The organism is Protofrankia sp. Cas3 (assembly GCF_963555955.1).
Taxonomy (GTDB): Bacteria; Actinomycetota; Actinomycetes; order Frankiales; family Frankiaceae; genus Protofrankia.
Genome location: NZ_CAUVXP010000034.1, coordinates 13,327 through 34,410, shown reverse-complemented (window position 1 = coordinate 34,410; position 21,084 = coordinate 13,327). Strand labels below are relative to the sequence as shown.

The window sequence follows — 21,084 nt, the reverse complement described above, 5'->3', positions numbered from 1 at the left end:
CTTGCGCAACCGCTGGGGCGCGCGTCCGGATGGCTGGGAATCCCCGGCCTCCGGCGAGTGATCTGATCAACCATCACATCGCCGTCGGCCAGGCGAGCTTACTTGTAGCGGTAGACGATCCGACCCCGGGACAGGTCGTACGGGGACAGCTCGACGACCACCCGGTCCTCCGGAAGGATTCGGATGTAGTGCTGACGCATCTTGCCACTGATGTGGGCGAGAACGCGATGACCGTTTTGAAGCTCAACCCGGAACATTGCGTTCGGGAGTGGCTCCACAACTCGGCCCTCGATCTCGATGGCCCCGTCCTTCTTCGGCATGTCCTCCGCTGTCCTACCCTCGGGTGTCCGACGGTGGACACAGACGAACGTCAACGCCCGACTAACCGTCGGCTCCTAAGTGTACGTTGCCCATCCGTCAAGAGCCAACCTGGCTCTGCCGTGCGACCGAACAGGACGGTCGAGCACCGTGCGGGGCTGCGCTCAGGCAGCGGAGCTCTGGGCCGGCTGGCCGCAGGCCACACCGAGCTCGGCGAACTTCGCGACGCCGCCATCGAGCTCGGTCAGCACCCAGGGCCCCCGCGATGTGACGGCGACCGTGTGTTCCGTGTGAGCGGCGAACGAGCCGTCGGTGGTGACCACCGTCCAGTCGTCGTCGAGCACCGCTGTGTCCGGCCTACCAAGCGTGATCATCGGTTCGATCGCGAGTGCCACCCCTTCGACCAGCCGGATGCCGCGGCCCGGTCGCCCATGGTTGAGGACGTGGGGTGGCTGGTGCATTTCGGTGCCGATCCCGTGCCCGCCGTAGTGGTCCACGATGCCGTACCCGAGTGGATGGACGTAACGCTCCACCGCCGCCGAGATGTCGGTGAGTTTACCCCCGAGCTGCGCAGCCGCCAGACCTCGCCACAGTGCCTGCTCGCACGCCTCGGTCATCTCCAGGAGGTTCTGCGCAACCGCTCCGACCGGCACCGTTATCGCGGCATCACCGTGCCAGCCGTTCACGATCGCGCCACAGTCGATCGAGATGAGATCTCCCTCGCGCAGCACCCGCTTGCGCTGGGGGATGGCATGCACGACCTCGTTGTTGACCGACGTGCAGATCGTCGCCGGAAAGCCCTGGTAGCCCTTGAAGGATGGGATGGCACCCTCGTCGCGGATGGCCTTCTCGGCGACGGCATCGAGATCAGCGGTGCTGACACCCGGTTCGACGGCCGCACGCAGCTTCGCCAGGGTGCGCGCGACGACAAGTCCCGCCACCCGCATTTTAGCGATCTCACCATCGGTCTTGATCTGGACATGCTCTCGTCGCGCCACGCTCGTCGCCCCGGTCCGTATCCCTGGTCTGTTCGAGGCCTCCGGCTGTGCGACAAAACCATGATCGCACTACCTTCGGCCATGTCTACCTGCGGCCTCCGGTCACGCGAAAACCATGATCGCATACCCTTCGGCCATGTCTACCTGCGGCCTCCGGTCACGCGAAAACCATGATCGCATACCCTTCGGCCATGTCTACCTGCGGCCTCCGGTCACGCGAAAACCATGATCGCGTACCCTTCGGCCGGGTGACCCGAAACCGCGGTCCCGCCCAAGTCTGCCTGCCGAATCGGCACGGCGCCGCCTACGGGCGCCGCGACCGAGAGCGCCGGCACCGCCAACCGCCCCCGCCCCATCACCGCCCCATCACCGTACGCACTCATCAACATCCGAGCGACAGACCCTAGCTGGCATAGTGACGCAGGGCGTCCAACGCACGATCGGTGACGTTGTCCACCGGGCCGGTGGCGTCGAGACCGATCAGCAGGCCCTTTGCCGCGTAGTAGGCCACCAGAGGTGAGGTCTGTTCGGCGTACACCTCCAGCCGGTGGCGCACGGTCTCGGAACGGTCGTCGTCACGCTGGAACAGCTCACCGCCGCAGCGATCGCAGACGCCCTCCGCCGCGGGTGGATCGAAGTCCACATGCCAGATGTGCCCACAGTTACGGCAGGTCCGCCGCCCGGACAGCCGCCGCACCACCTCATCGTCGTCGACGACGAGTTCCAGGACGACATCCAGGCGCGTACCCATTCCCTCGAGCAGCTGCCCCAGGACCTCGGCCTGAGGCACGTTGCGCGGGAACCCATCAAGCAGGAAGCCCTTGGCGGCGTCCTCCTCGGCGAGCCGATTTCGGACCATCCCGATGGTGACCTCATCAGGAACGAGATCACCCGCATCCATGTACCGCTTCGCGAGCACGCCGAGGTCAGTGCCCTCTCGGACGTTCGCCCGGAAGATGTCTCCCGTTGAGATCTTGGGGATCGACCGCGCCTGGGCGATGAACGCGGCCTGGGTGCCCTTGCCCGCACCCGGCGGTCCGACCAGTACGAGGCGCACTACCGCAGGAAACCTTCGTAGTTGCGGAGCATGAGCTGGCTTTCGATCTGTTTGACGGTCTCCAGCCCCACCCCCACAATGATCAGTACCGAGGTGCCGGCGAAGGGGAACGGTTGCTGCTTGGTGAGGTTCAGCAGCGCCAGCGGCAGCACCGTGATGACGCCGAGGAAGAGCGAACCCGGGAGGGTGATCCTCGACAGGACCCGATCGAGGTACTCCGCGGTCGGCCGGCCGGGCCGAATTCCAGGGATGAAACCGCCGTACTTCTTCATGTTGTCCGCCACCTCGGTCGGGTTGAAAGTGATGGCCACGTAGAAGTAGGTGAAGAAAATGATCAGACCGGCATAGATAATCAGATAGAGTGGATGATCACCACGAGCCAGGTAGCGCTGTTCGAAATCCTGGAAGGTCCTGTTGTCCCAGACCTGACCGAGCAGCTGCGGAAGCTGGAGCAGGGACGACGCGAAGATCACAGGTATGACGCCGGCCTGGTTGACCTTGATTGGCAGATAGGTCGAGGTACCGCCGTACATCCTGCGGCCGATCAGCCGCTTGGCGTACTGCACCGGGATCCGGCGCTGTGACTGCTCGACAAACACCACGAACACGACGATCGCCAGACCCAGCAGACAAATCAGGGTGAAGACGACACCGCCGGCCACCTGGAGAATCCGCGTTCCCTGCGACGGCAGTGCGGCCGCGATCGACGTGAAAATCAACAGGGACATTCCGTTGCCGACGCCGCGGCTCGTGATCAATTCGCCAAGCCACATGATGACGGCGGTGCCCGCGGTCATGGTGATGACGATGACCGCGATGCGGAACAGGCTGGTGTTCGGGATGATCGGCGTGGAACAGCCGGGGAAGAGGTTGCCGCTGCGGGCGAGCGCGACGATGCCGGTCGCCTGTAGCACCCCCAGGGAAATAGTCAGATAACGGGTGTACTGCGTGAGCTTCTGCTCGCCGGACGTGCCTTCCTTCTTCAGCTGTTCGAGACGCGGAATGACCACGACCAGCAGCTGGATGATGATGCTCGCCGTGATGTACGGCATGATCCCCAGCGCAAAGATGGAGAGCTGAAGAAGAGCGCCCCCACTGAAAAGATTGATCAGCGAGTAGACGTTGCGGCTGTCGGCGCTCGCGGAGGACAGGCACTGGTTGATCGCACTGGTTGAGATCCCCGGAGACGGCAGCACGCTGCCCATCCGGAACAGGACGATGATCCCGAACGTAAAGAGCAGCTTCTTACGCAGGTCAGGCGTGCGGAAGGCCCGCGTGAAGGCGGTGAGCACGACTCCTCCTGCTGATCGTCACGGCAAACGCACTCGATGGACGACTGTCCCGACCGAACATAGGACCGGCGGTGCACGGTGTGCCGACTGTAACAGTAGAGACGGTCCACTCGTCCCGACATGGGCCAGCGATGGCATCCAGCGCGCCGGCATCACGGCCGATCCCGGAGCCGGCACAACCGTCGGTCACCGCCGGGATCAGTGGCGGCGCCAGCTGGCCCATGGCCTTTCGGATTATTCAGAACAGACCTAGCTTATCGTTACAAAACTGTGGGTCGGACGCAACCAGAGACGGAACAATCATGCATCACCCCGGCTACCGGGCCCCCCGCCGCCGGAAGCCCCGTGCGACGCGAAGCGCCGGACGGGGCTTCGCGTCGCACGGGGCGCCGCACAGCCTCAGAGCTCGACGACGCTGCCGCCGACAGCGAGGATCTTCTCCCGGGCGCTGGTGGAAAACGCGTGGGCGCTCACATTAAGGGCCACGCCGATCTCCCCGTCGCCCAGGACCTTCACGAGAGCATTGCGGCGCACCGCACCAGCACCGACCAGGTCATCCACGCTGATCTCACCACCCGCCGGGAACAGCTCGGCGAGAGTGGCGACATTGACAACCTGGTATTCCTTGCGGAACCGGTTCCTGAACCCCTTGAGCTTGGGCACGCGCATGTGCAGCGGCATCTGGCCGCCCTCGAAGCGGACCGGGACCTGCTTGCGCGCCTTCGACCCCTTCGTACCGCGACCGGCGGTCTTGCCCTTGGAGCCCTCACCCCGACCGACGCGCATCTTGGCCTTGTGGGCGCCCGGTGCGGGCTTGAGGTGGTGAATCTTGAGGCCGCGGCCGCGGGCGGCATCCGCCGTCTCCACCTCGGATGTCTTGGTCAGGTTGCTCATTCATCCACCTCCTCGACCGTAACGAGATGGGTCACAGTTGCGATCATCCCGCGCACTTCCGGACGGTCATCGCGGACAGTAGTGGCTCTGATTCGACGGAGCCCGAGGGTCCGCAGGGTCTCACGCTGGTTTCGCGTCCCGCCGATATCGGAGCGGATCTGGGTGATCTTCAAGCGTGCCATCACGCACCGACCCCGGCCGCCCGGGCCCGCAGCATCGCAGGCGGCGCAACGTCCTCGATCGGCAGTCCGCGGCGTGCCGCGATCTCCTCGGGACGCATCAGACCCCGTAGTGCCGCGACGGTGGCATGCACGATGTTGATCGGGTTCGACGAGCCCAGCGACTTCGACAGGACGTCGTGAACACCCGCGCACTCCAACACCGCGCGTACCGGGCCACCGGCGATGACGCCGGTACCCGGCGAGGCCGGCTTGAGCAACACGACTCCGGCCGCAGCCTCGCCCTGGATCGGGTGCGGAATCGTCGAGCCGATCCGCGGCACCTTGAAGAAGTGCTTCTTGGCCTCCTCAACGCCTTTGGCGATGGCGGCCGGCACCTCCTTGGCCTTACCGTAGCCCACACCCACAGTGCCGTCCGCGTCACCAACGATGACGAGTGCGGTGAAGCTGAACCGCCGACCGCCCTTGACCACCTTCGCCACCCGGTTGATGGCGACGACACGCTCGATGTAGGCGTTCTTGTCCTGCGCCGGACCGCCGCCCTGGCGGTCGCGGCGTTCCCGACGGTCAGAGCCGCCGGAGCCGCCTCCGCGGCGCTGCTGGCCTGGCATCAGTACATCTCCCTGTTCGTTGAGTTTCCGCGCGTCCAACGGCGGGGCATCAGAACTCCAGCCCGCCTTCCCTGGCGGCGTCCGCGAGCGCGGCTATCCGGCCGTGGTAGGTCCGACCACCACGATCGAACACCACCGCGGCAATTCCCGCTTGCCGGGCACGCTCGGCGACGAGTTGCCCGACGGCCTTCGCCTGTGCGGTCTTGTCGCCGTCCGTGGCACGCAGCGACACGTCCAGCGTGGACGCTGACACGAGGGTGTGGCCGGCGCTGTCGTCGATGACCTGGGCATAGATGTGACGAGCCGAGCGCGTGACCACGAGCCGCGGGCGGGCGGGTGTACCCGCGATCTTCTTGCGAATCCGCACGTGCCGGCGAAGCTTCGCCGAACGCCGCTGGGCGCTGACACTGACAGCCATGATCCGTTCCCCTACTTCCCGGACTTGCCGACCTTGCGGCGGACGACTTCGCCCTGGTACCGCACACCCTTGCCCTTGTACGGGTCTGGCTTGCGGAGCCGACGGATCTTGGCTGCCACCTCGCCGACCTGCTGCTTGTCGATCCCGTGAACGACAAAACGCGTCGGCGACTGCACCTCGAACCGGATGCCCTCCGGTGCCTTCACCGCGACCGGGTGGCTGAAACCGAGTGCGAACTCCAGATCCGAGCCCCGAGCCTGAACGCGGTAACCGACGCCGACGATCTCAAGCGCCTTCGAGTATCCGCTGGTGACCCCGGTGACCATGTTGGCCACAAGCGAACGGGTCAGACCGTGCAACGCCCGCGACCGGCGTTCGTCGTCCGGGCGGGTGACAAGCAGTTGACCGTCCTGTGCACTGACGGTGATCGGCTCCACTACAGAATGACTGAGAGTCCCCTTGGGCCCCTTGACGACGATCGCCGAGCCGTCCATGGACACATCCACGCCGCTGGGCACCGAGATCGGCAGCCGTCCAATGCGTGACATCGCGCGACCCCCTACCAGACGTAGGCGAGGACTTCCCCGCCTACCCTGCGCTTGTTGGCCTGCCTGTCGGTGAGCAGGCCCGATGACGTGGAGATGATCGCCACGCCGAGGCCACCGAGCACCTTGGGCAGGTTGGTCGCCTTTGCGTAGACCCGCAGGCCCGGCTTACTGATGCGCTTCACTCCGGCGATGGAGCGCTCCCGGTTCGGGCCGTACTTCAGCTCCACGACGAGGGACGCGCCGACGGCGCCTTCCGGCGGCTCCTCAACGTGCCATCCGGCGATGTAACCCTCCTGCTGGAGGATCTCGGCAATATGCGTTTTGATCTTGCTGTTCGGCATCACCACCTGATCGTGGTATGCGCGGTTGGCATTGCGGACACGGGTCAGCATGTCCGCAATTGGATCTGTCATCGTCATGGGGCTGGAGCCTTCCTCGTGGCGGTTCCCCGGAATATCGGACCGGGGCCTGCCGCGAACCGGTGGGTGGTGTGGGTCAGCAGCGGAGCTTTCCCGCTACCACGAGCTCTTGGTGATCCCGGGAAGCTCTCCACGGTGCGCCATCTGCCGTAGGCATACCCTGCACAGACCGAACGTCCGGTAAACCGACCGCGGCCGCCCGCATCGCTGGCAACGGGTGTAGCCCCGCACGCCGAACTTCGGCTTGCGGATCGACTTTTCAATCAATGCCTTCTTCGCCATCTGCCTGCCATGCCTTCTCTCTGGCCGCCGGTGGTGCGAAAACCACAATCGCACCACCGGTTACCATCAGTTCTCCTTGAAGGGGAAGCCCAACCCGCGAAGCAGCGCGCGGCCCTCGTCGTCCTTGGTAGCGGTCGTGACAACCGTGATGTCCATGCCGCGGACCCGGTCGATACGGTCTATGTCGATCTCATGAAAGATCGACTGTTCGACCACGCCGAAGGTGTAGTTACCGGATCCGTCGAACTGCTTCGGTGACAGGCCCCGGAAGTCACGGATACGCGGGAGGGCTACCGACACGAGCCGGTCCAGAAACTCCCACATCCGGTCACCACGCAGGGTTACCTTCGCCCCGATAGGCATGCCCTCCCGCAGCTTGAACTGCGCGATGGACTTCTTCGCCCGACGAACGGCCGGCTTCTGGCCGGTGATCGCTGTGAGGTCCCGCAACGCGCCGTCGATGAGCTTCGCGTCCCGGGCGGCGTCGCCGACACCCATGTTGACCACGACCTTGACCACGGTCGGAATCTGCATCACGTTCGGGTAGTGGAACTGCTCACGCAGGCCCGACGCGATCTCCTCGCGATACCGCAGCTTGAGCCGTGGCAACGGACGGGGTTCGGTGACTCGGGATTCGGTGATAGTAGTCATTTCGATCCCTACAGTTCGGTGCCGGTGCGGCGGGAGATCCGCACCTTCGTACCGTCGTCGTTGACGCGGTAGCCGATCCTGGTCGGACGGCCGTCGGACGGATCCACAATCATGACGTTGCTGACGTGGATGGGCGCTTCCTGGGTCACGATCCCGCCGGACTGCGAGCCGCGGGCCGAGGTGTTCACCCGGGTGTGCCGGGTGACCCTGTTCGCACCCTCGACAATCACCTTGTCCTCAACGGGAAAAGCCCTGATGACCTTTCCCTTGAGACCACGGTCCTTACCGGTCACGATCTGGACCGTGTCACCCTTCCTGATCTTCATTCCGGCCACGGTCACAGCACCTCCGGCGCCAGCGAAATAATCTTCATGAACTTCTTGTCACGCAGCTCCCGGCCAACCGGGCCGAAGATGCGCGTACCCCGGGGATCGCCACCGTCCCGGATGAGCACGGCGGCGTTCTCGTCGAACCGGATGTAGGAGCCGTCGGGACGCCGGCGCTCCTTGGTAGTGCGTACGACGACCGCCTTGACCACGTCACCACGCTTGACGCCGGCCCCGGGCAGGGCGTCCTTCACGGTCCCGACGATGATGTCGCCGATACCGGCATAACGACGCCCCGAACCGCCGAGTACCCGAATGCACAGCAGTTCCCTGGCACCCGTGTTGTCGGCGACCCGAAGTCGCGACTCCTGCTGGATCACTTCCCGCTCCCGAACTGCGTCTGCGCCCGCCTGCCGGCGGCCGGCTCGCTAGACCCTTCCAAGGCCTCCCGCGGCGCGCAGAACATGATCACGCCGCCTTCGGCCGGTCGTACACGATCGGCTGGTCGATCTACTTCGCCTTCTCCAGCACTTCCACCACACGCCAGCGCTTGGTCGCTGACAGCGGCCGGGTCTCCATGAGCAGAACCCGGTCACCGACGCCGCTTGTACTGTTCTCGTCGTGTGCCTTGACCTTCTTGGTACGCCTGATGGTCTTGCCGTAAAGCGGGTGCTGAACCCGGTCCTCCACCGCGACGACCACGGTCTTGGCCATCTTCTCGCTGACCACGAGGCCCTCACGAACCTTGCGGAAGCCGCGATCGGCGGTCGCGCCCGACGCGGCGGCCGGCGCAGTAGTCGGCACGGCGGCCGGCGCGGTAGGCGCCGCCTCCGCCGGGGGGTTGCCTGTCGTCGGGGTGCCGTCCGTTGTCATCCCATTCACGCCCGTTCCACCTGTATTGCCGCCGTTGCCTGCAACGGCTCGATGCCGTCAACCGCTCCGACCACACCGGTTCCGATCAGATCAGGATCATCGACAAGACCGAGCTCACGCTCCCGAAGCACCGTGTAGATGCGCGCGATGTCGCGCCGAACGGCCTGCAGGCGACGGTTGTTGGAGAGCTGGCCGGTGGCCGCCTGAAAACGGAGGTTGAACAACTCCTCCTTGGCCTCGCGGAGCTTGTCCACCAGGTCCTGCCCGGACAGTGCCCGCAGTTCGTCCGCGGTCGCGGTCACCATCAGGCACCTCCCTCGCGGGTCACGAACCGGCACTTCATCGGGAGCTTGTGGATGGCACGCCGCATCGCCTCCCGGGCGACCGGCTCGGCCACACCCGAGAGCTCGAACATCATGCGTCCGGGCTTGACGTTGGCGATCCACCACTCCGGTGAACCCTTGCCGGAACCCATCCGGGTCTCGGCCGGCTTCTTGGTCAGCGGCCGGTCCGGGTAGATGTTGATCCAGACCTTGCCACCACGGCGGATGTGACGCGTCATCGCGATACGCGCCGACTCGATCTGCCGGTTCGTCACATAGGCGGACTCGAGCGCCTGGATGCCGAATTCGCCGAACGCGATTTTGGTGCCGCCCTTGGCCGCGCCACCACGATCGGGGTGGTGCTGCTTGCGGTGTGCGACCTTGCGGGGAATCAACATCGTCCTAGCCCTCCGTCTCCTGGGCAGCCTGCGTCGCGGGCGCGGCGGTATCGACCGGGGCCGGCGCTGCTGCCGGGGGCGGAGCCGGGGTCGGCGCTGCTACCGGGGGCGGAGCCGGGGTCGGAGCCGGAGCTGCTGCCGGAGCAGCCGGGGTCGGAGCCGGAGCTGCCGGGGTCGGAGCCGGAGCTGCCGGAGCCGGAGCTGCTGGCGGAGCCGAAACCGGAGCCGCCGGGACATCCGCCTGCGCGCTCGGGGCAGCGACGGTCGGTGCGGGACTGGCGTCGGCCGCACCGACACCGCCGGCAGCGGCACTACCAGCACCGCCTGCAGCGGTACCGCCGGCCGTCGCTGCGTCGCCGCCGCTGCCACGACCCCCCCGCCGCTCACCCTGCCGCGCTGCCGCACGACCGGCCTCGGTGCCGCCGGTGGTGGTACCCGACGAACCCGACCGCGGCCCACGGCGCGGACGCTCCCGGCGGTGCTGGCGCTGAAGTGCCTCCTGCGCCTCCCGCTCCGCACGGCTCTGAACGATGTCACCCTTGTAGATCCAGACCTTCACGCCGATACGGCCGAAGGTGGTCCGGGCCTCGTAGAACCCGTAGTCGATATCGGCGCGCAGCGTGTGCAGGGGCACCCGGCCTTCGCGGTAGAACTCCGAGCGGCTCATCTCGGCCCCGCCGAGGCGTCCGGAACACTGCACCCGGATGCCTTTGGCGCCGCCCTTCATCGCCGACTGCATGGCCTTGCGCATCGCCCGCCGGAAGCTGACCCGGCTCGACAGCTGCTCCGCCACGCCCTGCGCGACGAGCTGGGCGTCGACCTCAGGGTTCTTCACCTCAAGGATGTTGAGCTGGACCTGCTTGCCGGTCAGCTTCTCAAGGTCGCCGCGGATGCGGTCGGCCTCGGCGCCGCGACGTCCGATGACGATCCCCGGGCGGGCGGTGTGGATGTCCACCCGCAGCCGGCCCTGGGTCCGCTCGATGTCGACCCGGCTGATTCCCGCACGCTCCATGCCCCGGGACATCATCTTACGGATCTTCACATCTTCGCCGACATACGCCTTGTACTGCTTGTCGGCGTACCAACGAGAGGTGAACTCCGAAGTGATCCCGAGTCGGAACCCGTGCGGGTTGACCTTCTGCCCCACTACCGGGCCCTCCTTGCAGTCTGCGATGCGCCGGTCGACGCGCCGCGGGTCACCGAAACCGGTTCCCGGCTTTCAACGACGACCGTGATGTGGCTGGTCCGCTTCCGGATCCGGTAGGCACGACCCTGCGCCCGCGGACGGATGCGCTTGAGCGTCGGGCCCTCGTCGACGTAGACCTCGCCCACCCAGAGCGTGGACGGGTCAAGCCCGTGATTGTGCTCGGCGTTCGCGACCGCGCTCGCGACCACCTTGTACACGTCCTCGCTGGCCGCCTGTGGGGCGAAGCGAAGGATGTCCAGGGCCTCGCGGGCGGAACGGCCACGGACCAGGTTGACGACCCGACGTGCCTTGGTCGGCGAGACCCGGACATAGCGGGCCGAGGCCTTCGCCCCGTCCAGACCGGACCGGGTGAGGCCGTCCACGAGGTCGTCAGCCACGGCGTGACCTCCGGTCTTCCTTGACGTGACCGCGGAAGGTCCGCGTCGGCGCGAACTCGCCGAGCTTGTGACCGACCATCCCCTCGGTGATGAACACCGGGATGTGCTTGCGGCCGTCGTGCACGGCGATGGTGTGCCCGAGCATGTCCGGGATCACCGTCGAACGCCGCGACCAGGTCTTGATGACGTTCTTCGTGCCCTTGGCATTCTGCACGTCCACCTTCTTGAGCAGGTGGTCGTCGACGAACGGGCCCTTTTTCAGACTGCGTGGCATGGCGTGTCTCCTCCTTCCTGCTCAGAACCGATGGTCATGTGTCGATTGACACCGAATGGGATTGATCATGATCACCGCCGCCTGTTCTGCTTCCGACGACGGACGATCAGCGCGTCGCTCGCCTTGCGGGTGGCACGGGTGCGGCCCTCGGGGCGGCCCTTGGGGTTCACCGGATGACGGCCGCCGGAGGTCTTGCCCTCACCACCACCATGTGGGTGGTCGACCGGGTTCATCGCCACACCGCGGACGGTGGGACGACGGCCCTTCCAGCGCATTCGGCCGGCCTTGCCCCAGTTGATGTTGCTCTGTTCGGCGTTGCCCACCTCGCCGACCGTCGCCCGGCACCGGACGTCGACATTGCGGATCTCGCCGGAGGGCATCCGCAGTTGGGCGAAGGGACCGTCCTTGGCCACCAGCTGCACGCTTGTACCGGCGCTACGCGCGATCTTCGCTCCGCCACCGGGACGCAGTTCGATGGCATGTACCACCGTGCCGGTCGGGATGTTGCGCAACGGAAGGGCATTACCCGGCTTGATGTCAGCCGTCGTGCCCGAGCTGACCATGTCACCCTGCTTGAGCTTCACCGGGGCGAGGATGTAGCGCTTCTCGCCGTCGGCGTAGTGCAGCAGGGCGATCCGTGCCGTCCGGTTCGGGTCGTACTCGATGTGCGCGACCTTGGCCGGCACGCCGTCCTTGTCCCGCTTGAAGTCGATCAGACGGTACGCACGCTTGTGACCGCCACCCTGGTGCCGCGTGGTGATGCGCCCGTGGACGTTGCGACCGCCCTTCGAGTGCAGCGGGCGGACCAGCGACTTCTCCGGGTGGTCACGAGTGACCTCGACGAAGTCGGCCACGCTCGAGCCACGGCGGCCGGGGGTGGTCGGCTTGTACCTGCGAATGCCCATTGTCTACCTACCCGTGTCCGAGCTACGGCGCGCCGGGCCCAGCGGGCGCCTGGCGGTGTTCTCGTCGGCTTGCGTGTCACGCACCAGGGCCTCCGAACATCTCGATGGCGTCCCCGGGGGCCAGGCTGACCATGGCCCGCTTGGTGGACTTCCGCTGGCCCCAACCGCCCTTGGTGCGCTTGCGCTTTCCCGAGCGGTTGATGGTGTTCACCCGCAGCACCCGGACGTTGAATATCTGCTGGACCGCAATCTTGATCGCAGTCTTGTTGGCATCCGGACGCACGATGAACGTGTAGACGTTCTCGTCCAGCAGGCCGTAGCTCTTCTCGGAGACGACCGGCTTGATGATCACGTCACGCGGATCGGGAATCACTTGGCTTCCTCCTCGGCTTCCGCGTCGTCATCGGCTTCCGCGTCGTGACCGGGGCGGGTCAACGACTCCGGGACTCCCGGTGCCTCCGCGTCGCCGGCCGGGATGCCCGCTTCGGGCTCCCCCGCCGGCGGCTGCGATCGGGCCAGGAACGTCACCAGAGCGCCCTGCGTGAACACGACATCGTCGCTTACGAGCACGTCATAGGTATTGAGCTGGCCGGGATCGAGCAGATGCACGGCGGGGACGTTGCGCAGGCTCTTCCAGGTGACGTCGTCGTCGCGGGCCGCCACGACCAGCACCCGGCGGGTGTCCGCGATCGCCCGGAGCGCCGTGACCGCGGCCTTCGTCGACGGCGTCTCACCGGCGACCAGAGACGACACGACGTGGATCCGGTTGTTGCGCGCCCGGTCGGACAGGGCGCCGCGCAGCGCGGCGGCCTTCATCTTCTTGGGCGTCCGCTGGTCGTAGGAGCGGGGCTTGGGGCCGTGGACGATACCGCCGCCGGTGAACTGCGGGGCACGCAGCGAGCCCTGGCGGGCCCGTCCTGTCCCCTTCTGCCGGTAGGGCTTACGACCGCCGCCACGGACTTCGCCGCGGGTCAGCGTCGAGTGGGTGCCCTGGCGCGCCGCGGCGAGCTGAGCCACCACCACCTGGTGGATGAGCGGGACGTTCAATGCGATGTCGAACACCGCCCCGGGCAGCGCTGTGCTGCCGACCTCGCCACCGGCGGGGGCGTGGACAACGATCGTGCGGGTCTCGGGCTCGGCGGTGGCATCCGCGGAACCCCGCGACCGGGTGCGCGCTGCCGTCGTCGCTGCGCTCATGTCGACACCTCCTCGCTGGATGTCACAGCGCTGTCGCCCGTGGCGGGTGGCTGCGCTGCCATCTCGGTAACGGGCTCGAAGTCAGCGGGCTCGAAGTCGGCAGGGGCGGGACGCTTGGCCGCACTGCGGACGAGCACCAGACCCCCGTCAGGGCCGGGCACCGCACCCTTGATCAGTAGATAACCGCGTTCGGTGTCGACCGCGTGGACGGTCAGGCCCGGGACGGTGACCCGTTCGTGCCCCATCCGCCCGGCCATCCGCAGGCCCTTGAACACGCGCCCGGGAGTGGCACAGCCGCCGACCGAACCCGGCGAGCGGTGCTTGCGCTCGACACCGTGGCCGGCGCCAAGACCCTTGAAGCCGTGCCGCTTCATCACACCGGCGAAGCCCTTACCCTTGGATGTCCCGGTCACATCCACCACTTCACCGGCGGTGAAGACCTCGCCGGTGAGCTCCTGGCCGGGCCGGTACTTCTCGGCGTCCGCCGTGCGCAGCTCCACCAGGTGGCGCCGCGGGGGCACCCCGGCGCGCGCGAAGTGACCGCGCAGCGGCTGCGTCACCCGACGGGGATCGACCTCACCGTAACCGAGTTGGACTGCCGAGTAGCCGTCCGAATCCGACGTCCTGATCTGCGTCACCACGTTCGGGCCAGCCTTGATCACTGTGACCGGGACGATGCGGTTGTTCGCGTCCCATACCTGGGTCATCCCGAGTTTGGTGCCCAGCAGGCCCCTGTAGTTGCGATTGAGCATGACTGCGCCGGCCCCTTTAAAGCTTGATCTCGATGTCGACACCGGCTGGAAGATCGAGGCGCATCAGCGAGTCGACCGTCTTCGGCGTCGGGTCAAGAATGTCGATCAGCCGCTTGTGTGTGCGCATCTCAAAGTGCTCGCGACTGTCCTTGTACTTGTGCGGTGACCGGATCACGCAGTAGATGTTCTTCTCCGTCGGCAGCGGCACCGGTCCCGCGACCTGCGCACCAGTCCGCGTCACCGTCTCGACGATCTTTCGCGCCGAACTGTCGATGATCTCGTGGTCGTAGGCCTTGAGCCGGATGCGGATCTTCTGTGCCGCCATGGTGGGCTTCGCCTGTCCTGTCTGTCTCGTCCGGCTCGCTGGCCCTGCAGGGTCCGTTCCCGGCCGGAGCTGCCGCCGGATGTACCGCTTGTTGACACGTCCGTGCACCGCGCGAGCGGCGGGCGTGAAGACCCCACGGGGCCTGCGGCCCGCCGCTCGCGGCGACTACTTGAGAATCTTGGTGACTCGACCGGCACCGACGGTCCGGCCACCTTCGCGGATGGCGAAGCGCAGGCCGTCCTCCATGGCGATCGGCTGGATGAGCTCGACCGTCATCTCGGTGTTGTCGCCCGGCATGACCATTTCGGTACCCTCGGGGAGGGTCACGACCCCGGTCACGTCGGTGGTCCGGAAGTAGAACTGCGGGCGGTAGTTGTTGAAGAACGGCGTGTGGCGACCACCCTCGTCCTTGCTGAGGATGTAGACCTGCGCCTCGAAGTTGGTGTGCGGCGTGATCGACTTCGGCTTGGTGACAACCTGGCCACGCTCGACGTCCTCGCGCTTCACACCACGCAGAAGCAGGCCGACGTTGTCACCGGCACGCCCCTCGTCGAGCAGCTTGCGGAACATCTCGACACCGGTGACGGTCGTCGTGGTGACATCCGGCCGGATACCGACGATCTCGACGGTCTCGCTGACCTTGACGACACCTCGCTCCACACGACCGGTGACAACCGTGCCACGTCCGGTGATTGTGAAGACGTCCTCGATCGGCATGAGGAAGGGCTTGTCGATGTCGCGCTCCGGCTCCGGGATGGAGTCGTCGACAGCCTGCATCAGTTCCAGAAGCTTCGCGCCCCATTCCTTGTCGCCCTCGAGCGCCTTGAGCGCCGAGACGCGAACCACCGGAACGTCGTCACCCGGGAACTCATACGAGCTCAACAGCTCGCGAACCTCGAGCTCGACAAGCTCGAGAATCTCCTCGTCGTCGACCATGTCGGCCTTGTTCAGCGCCACGACGATGTAGGGCACGCCGACCTGGCGGGCGAGCAGCACGTGCTCCTTGGTCTGCGGCATCGGGCCGTCGGTCGCCGACACGACCAGGATCGCGCCGTCCATCTGGGCGGCACCCGTGATCATGTTCTTGATGTAGTCGGCATGACCGGGACAGTCGACATGGGCGTAATGCCGGTTGTCGGTCTGATACTCGACGTGGGCGATCGAGATCGTGATACCGCGGGCCTTCTCCTCCGGCGCCTTGTCGATCTGGTCGAACGGCGTGAAGGGGTTCAGCTCCGGGTGTGCGTCGTGCAGGACCTTGGTGATAGCCGCGGTCAGCGTGGTCTTGCCATGGTCGATGTGACCGATGGTGCCGATGTTGACATGCGGCTTGTTCCGCTCGAACTTCTGCTTCGCCACGGGTGTCCCTCCAAGGACGGGTGGTGTCGTGCCGTGCTGATGATCGTGGTCGTGTCAGGCCCGGGACGGCGCAGGTGCGCCCCGCCCCGGCCACCCGTCACTCCCCGCGTGCTTTCGCGATGATTTCCTTGGCAACCCCCGCCGGGACCTCGGCGTAGGAGTCGAACTGCATCGAGTAGGAGGCCCGGCCGGATGTCTTCGACCGCAGGTCTCCGACATAGCCGAACATCTCCGACAATGGGACGGTCGCCCTCACGATGCGTGCGCCGGACCGTTCGTCCATGGCCTGGATCTGCCCGCGCCGTGAGTTCAGGTCGCCGATCACATCACCCATGTAGTCCTCGGGTGTGGTGACCTCGACCGCCATCACCGGCTCGAGCAGGACCGGGTCGGCCTTGCGGGCCGCCTCTTTGAACGCCATCGAACCGGCGATCTTGAAGGCGAGTTCGGACGAGTCGACATCGTGGTACTGACCGTCGGTCAGGGTGACCTTCACATCGACGAGGGGGTAACCGGCAAGGACACCGAACTCCATCGCCTCCTGGCACCCGGCGTCGACGGACGGGATGTACTCGCGTGGAATACGACCGCCGCTGACCTTGTTCGCGAACTCGTAGCCACCGCCGTCACCGCCGGAGGGCTCGAGATCGATGATCACCCGGGCGTACTGCCCCGAACCGCCGGTCTGCTTCTTGTGCGTGTAGTCGACCTTCTCGACCTTGCGGCGGATGGTCTCCCGGTAGGCGACCTGCGGCTTGCCCACGTTGGCTGTGACACCGAACTCGCGGCGCATCCGGTCGACGAGCACGTCGAGATGCAGCTCACCCATACCCGCGATGATCGTCTGACCGGTCTCGTCGTCGGTCCGGACCTGGAAGGTCGGATCCTCCTCGGCGAGGCGGCCGATGGCCGTACCCAGCTTCTGCTGGTCGGCCTTGGTCTTCGGCTCGATCGCGACGCTGATGACCGGCGCCGGGAACGTCATCGACTCCAGGATGATCGGGGCGTTCGGGTCGCAGAGCGTGTCGCCGGTGGTCGTGTTCTTCAGGCCGACCACGGCGACGATCTGACCGGCACCGACACCTTCGCGATCCTCGCGGTGGTTGGCGTGCATCTGCAGGATGCGGCCGATCCGCTCCTTGCGATCCTTGGTCGAGTTCAGCACCGGCGATCCGGCGGTGAGCCGGCCCGAGTAGACCCGGATATAGGTCAACTTCCCCACGTAGGGGTCGGTCATGATCTTAAAAGCGAGCGCGGAGAACGGTTCGTTCTCATCCGGTGCACGCGAGACCTCGGTCTCCTCGCGACCCATCGCGTGCCCGACCGTGACACCGATGTCCACCGGGCTCGGCAGGAAGTCGACAACGGCGTCCAGCATCGGCTGCACGCCCTTGTTCTTGAACGCCGATCCGCACAGGACCGGGTTCACCGAACCGACCAGGGTCGCCCGGCGCAGCGCCGCCCGCAGCTGCTCCTCGCTGGGCACCTGGCCCTCGAGGTACAGCTCCATCAGGCTGTCGTCGTTCTCGGCGACGGTCTCGACCAGCTTGTCCCGCCACTCCTGAGCAGCCTCAGCATGGTCACGCGGGATGTCGACGATCTCGTAGGAGGCGCCCTTGTCCTCGGTGTGCCAGAGCAGGCCCTTCATCGCGACCAGGTCGATGACACCCTTGAAGTCGGCCTCGACGCCCCACGGGAGCTGGATGACAGCCGGGGTCGCGGCGAGCCGGTCGACCATCATGTCGACGCAGCGGTGGAACTCGGCGCCGACCCGGTCCATCTTGTTGACGAACGCGATCCGCGGGACGTTGTAGCGGTCAGCCTGGCGCCAGACGGTCTCGCTCTGCGGCTCGACTCCGGCTACGGCGTCGAAGACCGCGACCGCACCGTCGAGGACCCGCAGCGAGCGCTCCACCTCGACCGTGAAGTCGACGTGCCCCGGGGTGTCGATGATGTTGATGATGTTGTCGCGCCACGTACAGGTGGTGGCGGCGGAGGTGATGGTGATCCCCCGCTCCTGCTCCTGCTCCATCCAGTCCATGGTGGCACCGCCATCGTGGACTTCGCCGATCTTGTAGTTGACGCCGGTGTAGAAAAGGATCCGCTCGGTGGTCGTGGTCTTACCCGCGTCAATATGGGCCATGATCCCGATGTTGCGGGTCGTGGCCAGCGCGGTAGGTACGTCAGCAGACATATCGGTTACCAGCGGTAGTGGGCGAAGGCCTTGTTGGACTCCGCCATCTTGTGGGTGTCCTCACGCCGCTTCACGCTCGCGCCGAGACCGTTACTCGCGTCGATCAGCTCGTTCATGAGGCGCTCGGTCATGGTCTTCTCACGCCGCTGCCGGGCATAGCCCACCAGCCAGCGAAGCGCGAGGGTCGTGCTCCGGCTCGAGCGCACCTCGACCGGCACCTGGTAGGTGGCACCACCGACCCGGCGGCTGCGCACCTCCAGCGTCGGCTTGACGTTGTCGAGGGCACGCTTGAGCGTGACCACTGGATCGTTACCGGTCTTTTCCCGAGCACCCTCGAGCGCGCCGTAGACGATCCGCTCGGCCAGCGACTTCTTGCCGCTCAGGAGAACCTTGTTGACCAGCGCTGTCACCAGCGGTGAGCCGTAGACCGGATCGACGACGACGGGATGCTTGGGAGCCGGGCCCTTGCGTGGCATCAGGCCTTCTCCTTCTTCGCTCCGTACTTGCTGCGCCCCTGCTTGCGGTTGCGGACGCCCTGGGTGTCCAGCGTCCCGCGGACAATCTTGTAGCGGACGCCCGGAAGGTCCTTCACCCGGCCGCCGCGGACCAGGACGATCGAGTGCTCCTGCAGGTTGTGCCCCACCCCCGGGATGTAGGCGGTGACCTCCATCCCGCTGTGGAGCCGGACACGGGCGACCTTGCGAAGCGCCGAGTTCGGCTTCTTGGGCGTGGTCGTGTAGACACGGGTGCACACGCCACGACGCTGCGGGCTCCCCTTGAGTGCCGGGGTCTTGGTCTTCTCGACCTTGTCCTGCCGGCCCTTGCGGACCAACTGCTGGATCGTCGGCAACGCCGCTCCCGTTCCTCTTCCGTCCCTGCCGGTACCTGCCGATATGTCAGCTGTGTCCGACCCACGCGGTCGGGTGTGTCGCACCCCCTCGGAAAACCGTCGGGAAACCCGAGCGGTCTGCCATGGGATTGCGCCCGTCCACCTGAGGTGGGGCCGGGCCGTCCGAAGTCGCCGCCGGCCCGGCAGGACGGGCCACAGCGCCACTGGATGGCACAAGACACAGGTCAAACGTGCAGCGCACAGCGCCGCAGAAGGCGAGACTACCGAACCGGCAACCGATGTGTCGAATCGGGGGTCTCCGATGGTGGCGGAACCACCGCCCCCCGGGGCGGAACCACTAGCCGGCGGACGGCAGCTTCTGCAGCTTGCAGACGAAAAAGCCCTCGAAATCCTTGCCCGGGAGGATCCGGCGGGCGCCGGCGAGCGCCGGATCAAACGTCTCCGAGCGCCAGTGCCGCAGGCCCGGCCGCCATGCGCCCGGCGCCCAGCCGTCGATGTCGACCTCGATCGGGCACACCTGCACGGGGTGGTGGCGCAACAGGTAGCTCAGCGGAGCCTCGTTCTCCTCCGGCCCGAACGTGCACGTCGAGTAGACGAGGATGCCGCCGGGGCGCAACAGGCGACAGGCCGCGACCAACATCTTGCGCTGCAGCCAGCCATAGTTCGTCACCCGTTCCTCGCTCCAGTACCGCAGCGTGGCGGGGTCACGTAGGTCGACCAGACCCTCGCCGGTGCACTGGGCGTCCAGCAGAACCCGGTCGAACCGCCCCTCGACGAACTTGTCCGCGTACTGGGCCGGGTGACAGGTGGCGGCGGCGAGCCGGACGTGGAACTGCTGCGTCACCTCGCGCAGCTTGTCCAGCCGGGGCCGGATGCCGTCGTTCGCCCACAGGCTCGCGTCATTGTCGACCAGTGCGGCGATGTGCGCCGTCTTGCCGCCGGGCGCCGCACACAGGTCGATGATTGCCTCCCCCGGCGCCGGATCGAGGGCGAGCGCGGGCACGAGGCTGGAGATGTTCTGGATGTAGGCGTGGCCACCGGTGAAGATCTCCGAGGCGGACAGGACCCGCTTCTCACCGCCGAGGAGGTATCCGTCGGGGCACCAGCCGAGCGGCTCGAGGGTGAGCCCGAGCGCGGCGATGGCACGGCGGACCTCGGCTGGGCCCAGGGGCGACAACCGGTTCACCCGGACCCCGGTCCGCCGGTCGAGGGACAGGCGCGCGACAACCTCGGACTCGGCCATGTCCAGGATCTCACTCAGCCGCCGGACGAACAGCGTTCGTTTCCGGCTTCCTCCACCGACCCGCGCACCCCCGGCCACCGGTGACACGCTACCGAACCCGCCCACCTGGCGAATGCGGTCGATGCAGTCGATGCGCTGGATGCGGTTGATGTGGTCGATGCGCTGGATAATCCGGCGGCAGCCGGCGTCGTCGGCCACAATCCGCGGTCACGTTTCCCGACACCGCATCAAATCGTTCGACCGGCTGCGCTGACGAACAAATCCTCAACGATATCGAGCCCTGGGCCACTCCCTATGTGTCACCTTCGAGACTGATTACCCGCGCACTACCGAAGGTGTGAGCCGAGTCATGATGTTGGATGCTTGCCGGCTAATCCCCGCCCCGATAACTTCGATTTCGTCACCGTCAGTTCGGATGACTACGATGGAGGAATCATGCCTACTTCTCTCCGGCATCTCGACCACAATCAGGAAATCAGCCCGTCAAGTGCCTTCGGGCTGGTTATCGAGGTATCCGAGGACGTGGAGATTTCCGTTTTCAGCGCGGCTGAAGCCGTTGAGAGGCCGATCCTCGCATCGCTGGTCACCCGCTCCCCGGCGGACCGCGACGGTAACACCGTCGGTCGGGAGATGCTGAGTATCCGCACCGGCGGTGGGCGCTCAGCAGCAGCCCCGACCCCGGGGCCGGCCGGCAATGGCACCACGGCTGACGCCGGTACCGATGAGACCACCATCGACGACGCCGTCGAGCACCACGATGACGATCATACACCTGTCGGGCTCGCAGACATTCAGCGCAGCGACGGCTGATTAC

The 21,084-nt window shown here is 66.4% G+C and carries 31 protein-coding genes; 1 reads left to right on the top strand and 30 read right to left on the bottom strand.

All coding sequences use genetic code 11. The features are described from left to right. Positions 1 to 98 precede the first annotated feature (98 nt). The 30 genes from infA to U9983_RS09070 all read right to left on the bottom strand — a co-directional run bounded on the left by infA (position 99) and on the right by U9983_RS09070 (position 20,468). A complete protein-coding gene (gene infA / locus U9983_RS09215; protein ID WP_006541558.1) occupies positions 99 to 320 on the bottom strand; it encodes a translation initiation factor IF-1 in 222 nt (73 codons plus the stop codon). Positions 321 to 482: 162 nt separating this feature from the next. Next, positions 483 to 1,316 (bottom strand): type I methionyl aminopeptidase, encoded by an 834-nt coding sequence (map, locus tag U9983_RS09210; RefSeq protein ID WP_322753600.1) that lies wholly within the window; start codon positions 1,314 to 1,316, stop codon positions 483 to 485. Positions 1,317 to 1,719: 403 nt separating this feature from the next. After that, complete coding sequence (locus tag U9983_RS09205) at positions 1,720 to 2,373, bottom strand: adenylate kinase (protein ID WP_322753599.1); 654 nt, start codon at positions 2,371 to 2,373, stop codon at positions 1,720 to 1,722. Next, positions 2,373 to 3,665: a preprotein translocase subunit SecY gene (gene secY, locus U9983_RS09200; protein WP_322753598.1), complete on the bottom strand. Its 1,293-nt coding sequence runs from the start codon at positions 3,663 to 3,665 to the stop codon at positions 2,373 to 2,375. Before secY ends, U9983_RS09205 begins: the two co-directional genes overlap by 1 nt. Before the next feature lie 399 nt (positions 3,666 to 4,064). Then, on the bottom strand, positions 4,065 to 4,559 hold the full coding sequence (gene rplO, locus U9983_RS09195) for a 50S ribosomal protein L15 (RefSeq protein WP_322747171.1): 495 nt from the start codon (positions 4,557 to 4,559) through the stop codon (positions 4,065 to 4,067). Continuing rightward, positions 4,556 to 4,741, bottom strand: coding sequence for a 50S ribosomal protein L30 (rpmD, locus tag U9983_RS09190; RefSeq protein ID WP_322753607.1), 186 nt, complete (start codon positions 4,739 to 4,741; stop codon positions 4,556 to 4,558). Before rpmD ends, rplO begins: the two co-directional genes overlap by 4 nt. After that, positions 4,741 to 5,349 (bottom strand): 30S ribosomal protein S5, encoded by a 609-nt coding sequence (rpsE, locus tag U9983_RS09185; protein WP_322753597.1) that lies wholly within the window; start codon positions 5,347 to 5,349, stop codon positions 4,741 to 4,743. The genes rpmD and rpsE overlap by 1 nt, the downstream gene beginning before the upstream one ends. A 49-nt stretch (positions 5,350 to 5,398) precedes the next feature. Then, positions 5,399 to 5,767 (bottom strand): 50S ribosomal protein L18, encoded by a 369-nt coding sequence (gene rplR / locus U9983_RS09180; RefSeq protein WP_322747168.1) that lies wholly within the window; start codon positions 5,765 to 5,767, stop codon positions 5,399 to 5,401. Positions 5,768 to 5,778: 11 nt separating this feature from the next. Beyond that, on the bottom strand, positions 5,779 to 6,315 hold the full coding sequence (gene rplF, locus U9983_RS09175; protein WP_322747167.1) for a 50S ribosomal protein L6: 537 nt from the start codon (positions 6,313 to 6,315) through the stop codon (positions 5,779 to 5,781). Between the two features lie 11 nt (positions 6,316 to 6,326). Next, a complete protein-coding gene (rpsH, locus tag U9983_RS09170) occupies positions 6,327 to 6,734 on the bottom strand; it encodes a 30S ribosomal protein S8 (RefSeq protein ID WP_322747166.1) in 408 nt (135 codons plus the stop codon). A gap of 96 nt (positions 6,735 to 6,830) precedes the next feature. Next, entirely contained in the window at positions 6,831 to 7,016 is a 186-nt protein-coding gene (locus U9983_RS09165; RefSeq protein WP_322747165.1) for a type Z 30S ribosomal protein S14, read from the bottom strand. 66 nt (positions 7,017 to 7,082) lie between these two features. Next, on the bottom strand, positions 7,083 to 7,667 hold the full coding sequence (gene rplE / locus U9983_RS09160) for a 50S ribosomal protein L5 (RefSeq protein ID WP_322747164.1): 585 nt from the start codon (positions 7,665 to 7,667) through the stop codon (positions 7,083 to 7,085). An 8-nt stretch (positions 7,668 to 7,675) separates the two neighbouring features. Further along, positions 7,676 to 7,993: a 50S ribosomal protein L24 gene (rplX, locus tag U9983_RS09155; RefSeq protein WP_322753596.1), complete on the bottom strand. Its 318-nt coding sequence runs from the start codon at positions 7,991 to 7,993 to the stop codon at positions 7,676 to 7,678. An 11-nt stretch (positions 7,994 to 8,004) separates the two neighbouring features. Beyond that, on the bottom strand, positions 8,005 to 8,373 hold the full coding sequence (rplN, locus tag U9983_RS09150; RefSeq protein ID WP_131748536.1) for a 50S ribosomal protein L14: 369 nt from the start codon (positions 8,371 to 8,373) through the stop codon (positions 8,005 to 8,007). A 130-nt stretch (positions 8,374 to 8,503) separates the two neighbouring features. After that, positions 8,504 to 8,866, bottom strand: a complete 363-nt coding sequence (gene rpsQ / locus U9983_RS09145) for a 30S ribosomal protein S17 (protein ID WP_416211327.1) — start codon at positions 8,864 to 8,866, stop codon at positions 8,504 to 8,506. Between the two features lie 5 nt (positions 8,867 to 8,871). Next, positions 8,872 to 9,171 carry a 50S ribosomal protein L29 gene (gene rpmC / locus U9983_RS09140; protein WP_322747162.1) on the bottom strand — a complete coding sequence of 100 codons (300 nt, stop codon included), beginning with the start codon at positions 9,169 to 9,171 and terminating at the stop codon, positions 8,872 to 8,874. Next, positions 9,171 to 9,587, bottom strand: coding sequence for a 50S ribosomal protein L16 (gene rplP, locus U9983_RS09135; RefSeq protein ID WP_322747161.1), 417 nt, complete (start codon positions 9,585 to 9,587; stop codon positions 9,171 to 9,173). Before rplP ends, rpmC begins: the two co-directional genes overlap by 1 nt. Positions 9,588 to 9,591: 4 nt before the next feature. Further along, positions 9,592 to 10,734 carry a 30S ribosomal protein S3 gene (gene rpsC / locus U9983_RS09130; protein ID WP_416211326.1) on the bottom strand — a complete coding sequence of 381 codons (1,143 nt, stop codon included), beginning with the start codon at positions 10,732 to 10,734 and terminating at the stop codon, positions 9,592 to 9,594. Further along, complete coding sequence (rplV, locus tag U9983_RS09125; RefSeq protein WP_322753595.1) at positions 10,734 to 11,171, bottom strand: 50S ribosomal protein L22; 438 nt, start codon at positions 11,169 to 11,171, stop codon at positions 10,734 to 10,736. The genes rpsC and rplV overlap by 1 nt, the downstream gene beginning before the upstream one ends. Next, complete coding sequence (gene rpsS / locus U9983_RS09120) at positions 11,164 to 11,445, bottom strand: 30S ribosomal protein S19 (RefSeq protein ID WP_322747160.1); 282 nt, start codon at positions 11,443 to 11,445, stop codon at positions 11,164 to 11,166. The genes rplV and rpsS overlap by 8 nt, the downstream gene beginning before the upstream one ends. Before the next feature lie 71 nt (positions 11,446 to 11,516). Continuing rightward, positions 11,517 to 12,350: a 50S ribosomal protein L2 gene (gene rplB, locus U9983_RS09115; protein WP_322753594.1), complete on the bottom strand. Its 834-nt coding sequence runs from the start codon at positions 12,348 to 12,350 to the stop codon at positions 11,517 to 11,519. Between the two features lie 76 nt (positions 12,351 to 12,426). Continuing rightward, positions 12,427 to 12,723, bottom strand: coding sequence for a 50S ribosomal protein L23 (gene rplW / locus U9983_RS09110; RefSeq protein ID WP_322747158.1), 297 nt, complete (start codon positions 12,721 to 12,723; stop codon positions 12,427 to 12,429). Continuing rightward, the gene (gene rplD, locus U9983_RS09105) at positions 12,720 to 13,547 is read right to left on the bottom strand and encodes a 50S ribosomal protein L4 (protein WP_322753593.1); all 828 of its coding nucleotides are present in this window, start codon (positions 13,545 to 13,547) and stop codon (positions 12,720 to 12,722) included. Before rplD ends, rplW begins: the two co-directional genes overlap by 4 nt. Then, positions 13,544 to 14,299, bottom strand: coding sequence for a 50S ribosomal protein L3 (rplC, locus tag U9983_RS09100; RefSeq protein ID WP_322747156.1), 756 nt, complete (start codon positions 14,297 to 14,299; stop codon positions 13,544 to 13,546). Before rplC ends, rplD begins: the two co-directional genes overlap by 4 nt. A gap of 16 nt (positions 14,300 to 14,315) precedes the next feature. After that, a complete protein-coding gene (gene rpsJ / locus U9983_RS09095) occupies positions 14,316 to 14,624 on the bottom strand; it encodes a 30S ribosomal protein S10 (RefSeq protein ID WP_322747155.1) in 309 nt (102 codons plus the stop codon). A 165-nt stretch (positions 14,625 to 14,789) separates the two neighbouring features. Continuing rightward, the gene (gene tuf, locus U9983_RS09090) at positions 14,790 to 15,983 is read right to left on the bottom strand and encodes an elongation factor Tu (protein ID WP_131748559.1); all 1,194 of its coding nucleotides are present in this window, start codon (positions 15,981 to 15,983) and stop codon (positions 14,790 to 14,792) included. A gap of 97 nt (positions 15,984 to 16,080) precedes the next feature. Beyond that, positions 16,081 to 18,177: an elongation factor G gene (gene fusA, locus U9983_RS09085; protein WP_322753592.1), complete on the bottom strand. Its 2,097-nt coding sequence runs from the start codon at positions 18,175 to 18,177 to the stop codon at positions 16,081 to 16,083. A 5-nt stretch (positions 18,178 to 18,182) separates the two neighbouring features. Beyond that, positions 18,183 to 18,653 (bottom strand): 30S ribosomal protein S7, encoded by a 471-nt coding sequence (gene rpsG / locus U9983_RS09080; RefSeq protein ID WP_322747153.1) that lies wholly within the window; start codon positions 18,651 to 18,653, stop codon positions 18,183 to 18,185. Beyond that, positions 18,653 to 19,027 (bottom strand): 30S ribosomal protein S12, encoded by a 375-nt coding sequence (rpsL, locus tag U9983_RS09075; RefSeq protein WP_322747152.1) that lies wholly within the window; start codon positions 19,025 to 19,027, stop codon positions 18,653 to 18,655. Before rpsL ends, rpsG begins: the two co-directional genes overlap by 1 nt. A gap of 337 nt (positions 19,028 to 19,364) precedes the next feature. Further along, complete coding sequence (locus U9983_RS09070) at positions 19,365 to 20,468, bottom strand: RsmB/NOP family class I SAM-dependent RNA methyltransferase (protein ID WP_322753591.1); 1,104 nt, start codon at positions 20,466 to 20,468, stop codon at positions 19,365 to 19,367. A gap of 237 nt (positions 20,469 to 20,705) precedes the next feature. Here U9983_RS09070 and U9983_RS09065 point away from each other — a divergent pair, with 237 nt between their 5' ends. Further along, complete coding sequence (locus U9983_RS09065) at positions 20,706 to 21,080, top strand: hypothetical protein (RefSeq protein WP_322753590.1); 375 nt, start codon at positions 20,706 to 20,708, stop codon at positions 21,078 to 21,080. The last annotated feature ends 4 nt before the right edge of the window (positions 21,081 to 21,084 follow it).

Coding starts and splice junctions, on each gene's coding strand:
- rplP (WP_322747161.1), bottom strand. CDS start 9,587: ATGTTGATTCCCCGCAAGGTCGCACACCGCAAGCAGCACCACCCCGAT.
- rpsE (WP_322753597.1), bottom strand. CDS start 5,349: ATGCCAGGCCAGCAGCGCCGCGGAGGCGGCTCCGGCGGCTCTGACCGT.
- rpsJ (WP_322747155.1), bottom strand. CDS start 14,624: ATGGCGGCACAGAAGATCCGCATCCGGCTCAAGGCCTACGACCACGAG.
- U9983_RS09165 (WP_322747165.1), bottom strand. CDS start 7,016: ATGGCGAAGAAGGCATTGATTGAAAAGTCGATCCGCAAGCCGAAGTTC.
- fusA (WP_322753592.1), bottom strand. CDS start 18,177: ATGTCTGCTGACGTACCTACCGCGCTGGCCACGACCCGCAACATCGGG.
- rplC (WP_322747156.1), bottom strand. CDS start 14,299: ATGCTCAATCGCAACTACAGGGGCCTGCTGGGCACCAAACTCGGGATG.
- rplO (WP_322747171.1), bottom strand. CDS start 4,559: ATGAGCAACCTGACCAAGACATCCGAGGTGGAGACGGCGGATGCCGCC.
- rplD (WP_322753593.1), bottom strand. CDS start 13,547: ATGAGCGCAGCGACGACGGCAGCGCGCACCCGGTCGCGGGGTTCCGCG.
- U9983_RS09065 (WP_322753590.1), top strand. CDS start 20,706: ATGCCTACTTCTCTCCGGCATCTCGACCACAATCAGGAAATCAGCCCG.
- rpmD (WP_322753607.1), bottom strand. CDS start 4,741: ATGGCACGCTTGAAGATCACCCAGATCCGCTCCGATATCGGCGGGACG.
- rplB (WP_322753594.1), bottom strand. CDS start 12,350: ATGGGCATTCGCAGGTACAAGCCGACCACCCCCGGCCGCCGTGGCTCG.
- rplR (WP_322747168.1), bottom strand. CDS start 5,767: ATGGCTGTCAGTGTCAGCGCCCAGCGGCGTTCGGCGAAGCTTCGCCGG.
- rplF (WP_322747167.1), bottom strand. CDS start 6,315: ATGTCACGCATTGGACGGCTGCCGATCTCGGTGCCCAGCGGCGTGGAT.
- rpsH (WP_322747166.1), bottom strand. CDS start 6,734: ATGACGATGACAGATCCAATTGCGGACATGCTGACCCGTGTCCGCAAT.
- rplX (WP_322753596.1), bottom strand. CDS start 7,993: ATGAAGATCAGGAAGGGTGACACGGTCCAGATCGTGACCGGTAAGGAC.
- rpsQ (WP_416211327.1), bottom strand. CDS start 8,866: ATGACAACGGACGGCACCCCGACGACAGGCAACCCCCCGGCGGAGGCG.
- rpsG (WP_322747153.1), bottom strand. CDS start 18,653: ATGCCACGCAAGGGCCCGGCTCCCAAGCATCCCGTCGTCGTCGATCCG.
- rpmC (WP_322747162.1), bottom strand. CDS start 9,171: ATGGTGACCGCGACCGCGGACGAACTGCGGGCACTGTCCGGGCAGGAC.
- rpsS (WP_322747160.1), bottom strand. CDS start 11,445: ATGCCACGCAGTCTGAAAAAGGGCCCGTTCGTCGACGACCACCTGCTC.
- infA (WP_006541558.1), bottom strand. CDS start 320: ATGCCGAAGAAGGACGGGGCCATCGAGATCGAGGGCCGAGTTGTGGAG.
- rplE (WP_322747164.1), bottom strand. CDS start 7,667: ATGACTACTATCACCGAATCCCGAGTCACCGAACCCCGTCCGTTGCCA.